The 2,601-nt window shown below is 56.3% G+C and carries 3 protein-coding genes; all 3 read right to left on the bottom strand.

The features are described 5' to 3' along the window. The coding region (locus G556_RS0107450; RefSeq protein ID WP_028822321.1) for an SNF2-related protein at nt 1–711 on the bottom strand (711 nt) is incomplete at its 3' end. Then, the gene (locus G556_RS0107445) at nt 692–970 is read right to left on the bottom strand and encodes a VRR-NUC domain-containing protein (RefSeq protein ID WP_028822320.1); all 279 of its coding nucleotides are present in this window, start codon (nt 968–970) and stop codon (nt 692–694) included. The genes G556_RS0107445 and G556_RS0107450, both read right to left, overlap by 20 nt. A 140-nt stretch (nt 971–1,110) precedes the next feature. Next, on the bottom strand, nt 1,111–2,601 hold a 1,491-nt coding region (locus G556_RS0107440), incomplete at its 5' end, for a DNA primase family protein (RefSeq protein WP_028822319.1).

Raw genomic sequence — 2,601 nt, 5'->3', positions numbered from 1 at the left:
TGGTAGCTGCAGGTGGTCGGTGGTTCTCATCGACAACGTCATGTCACCAATCGCCGCATAGATCTCATCCTCAGCACCCACGCGTGGCTTATAGGTAAAGACCTGCATCCCATTACGCTTATCCGGCACAAACCACCGCTCACGATAACGAGTGATGAAACGACCCAAACGATCCCCGCCGTCAAGCAGACGGAATTGCGCCCACACATCCATCAGCCCGTTCGACGCTGGCGTTCCGGTCAGGCCAACCCAGCGTTTAACGTATGGGCGCATTTTCACCAGCGCAGTGAACCTCTTCGCCCGATGATTCTTGAACGAGGAGAGTTCGTCGATGACGACCATGTCGAACGGCCAGCTCCCCCCGAGTTGGCTAATGAGCCATGGGATGTTTTCGCGATTGATGATGGTCACCATTGCAGACTTGGATAACGCTGCCAGCCGGTCTTGTTTGGTGCCAACAGCGACCGCGACGGTGAGCCCGTCAAGGTGATCCCACTTCGCTATTTCAGCGGGCCAGGTATCGCGGGCTACCCGAAGTGGTGCGATGACGAGGACGCGGTGGATGGTGAAGTAGTCGAGCATGAGCTGCCAGATCGCCGTCAACGTGATCACCGATTTGCCCAAACCCATCCCAAGGAAGATCGCGGCTTCGTGGTGGTCGATGATGAACTGGGTCGCCTGGCGTTGGTAGTTATGCGGGTGATAGTGCATCAAGCACCTCCTCGATCCCGTCAACCGAATCGACAACGAAGGTCTGGAATCCCTGGTCGCGCAGTTGGTTCATCCGGCGCACTTGGATTGGCCGTGGCTTCTTGCCTGATGCTTTGAGCTCAACGAAAACAGCCCGGTTTCTCATCAGGCATATCCGGTCAGGTACGCCACTGGTTCCAGGGCAGACAAGCTTCCAACACAAGCCGCCAGAGGCTTCAACGGCTTTCTTCAGTTGGTGTTCTATGGTTCGTTCGTTCATGGTCACTCCTTGAATGGTTTCTCAAGGGGTGCAGAGTGGTGCAGGGTATTTCCTAACCTTTTACATAGAGAAAAACACCATGTAATTTCACATGCGTAAGGTAGGAAAACGGGTTGCACCGGTCTGCACCCTCATAACTTTCAGCTGTTGAATTCGCTGGTCAGGGCCAGCCCGTAGACGCGGATACCGGACTTGGTTTTCTTGCGCTCGAATCCTGCTTGTTCGCATGCGGCGTTGAAGTCGACCATCGGGCGCGCCCATCCTGAGGTGTTTTGCGCCCACGCCCGATACGTCTGATAGAGGTCACCAGCCCTCTCCGATAATCCGTCCTCGACGTCGCACGAGTCCTCAAGGAACTGCGAGAACCAGTCGTTATCCTCCTTATATGCTTGCGAGGCTTGAACCACCTGAGGCGGCGGAGTGAGCTTGTATCCCTCACTGTGAATGAGGCGCGCTCCCTCCATGATCCAGGAAAGGATTGCTCCGCCAGCGTGTTCGTAGAGGTGGTCGGCATAGTTCTTCACATCCGTGTCGCCTTCGATGGTGGCGTTGAACGGGATAACGATGAGCCTGCGCCAGATGCCTGCATCCATAGCTCCCACACGCGGCAAATGGTTCGTGTACAAGACCAGCGTGTGGGAGGGGGTGAAGGCGAAGGGGTCCTTGAACTTTTTCTCTGCCGAGATCTGATCGGTTGAGGCCAGCTGTTTAACGTTCGAGGTTGATAGGCGCATGCCTTCTTCGGTTTCGGCCGCGATCAAGAGACGTTTGCCTCTGGCTTCGGCGAGTTCGGGTTTGACGTTGCGGCGCACCCCGACTGTGAGCGCGTCAGCTGAGATCGTGCCCGAATACGTCCCCAACACGCGGGCGATGGTGTTCCAGAACGTGGATTTGCCGTTTCGCCCGTCCCCGTAGGCGATGACTAGGGCTTCGACGAAAACCTGACCGATAGCCGCCAGGCCGACAATGCGCTGCACGTAACCAATCAACTCAGGATCTCCTTGGAAGAAGACGTCGAGCGCGTCAGCCCAGATCTGTGCACCCTCATCGCTGGGGCCGACAGTGGTCTGCTTAGTCAGCAGATCGGCGGGATTATGCTCGTGGCTACTATTGTCGCGTAGATCCCAGGTACCTGCCGGGGTGTTGAGCTGGTAGGGGTCGACGTCGAGGTCACGGACACGTACCTGCAAGATCGGCCCGGCTTCTTTCAACGTGGCCGTGATATTGCGTGACAAACGCCTGGAGAGAACGAACTTGTGATAGTTTTTGGATTCATCCCACGCCTTGAATGCTGCGACTTGGGCGGGGTTGAGTTTTGCTAGGCCGCGGGCTTTCGATGAAGCCAATGCCATCACCACGTCAGCACCGGTAGAAACCATGTCTTGCCATGTTGTGGCGATCAGGTGTTGTGCTTCTTCGAGCTGGCGGGAGGTCAGTTCTTGAACCACTCCTTGTGCGGACAGGTCGTTCTCATCCCACACGCCATGGTCGTAGACAAGCCACTTGGTAGCCAGTGAGTAGCGGATCTTGTTCGCGTACTCGCCAGCTAATGTGTCTGCCTGACCGACATCGGAAAAATCATCCGGACGTAAACCTGCTAACGCCTCATACGCCTCTGGTGGTAGATAGCT

It is taken from the genome of Propionimicrobium lymphophilum DSM 4903 (assembly GCF_000423485.1).
Classification (GTDB): domain Bacteria; phylum Actinomycetota; class Actinomycetes; order Propionibacteriales; family Propionibacteriaceae; genus Propionimicrobium; species Propionimicrobium lymphophilum.
Note: the sequence above shows the minus strand (reverse complement) of the source record. Positions and strands in the feature narration are given on the sequence as shown.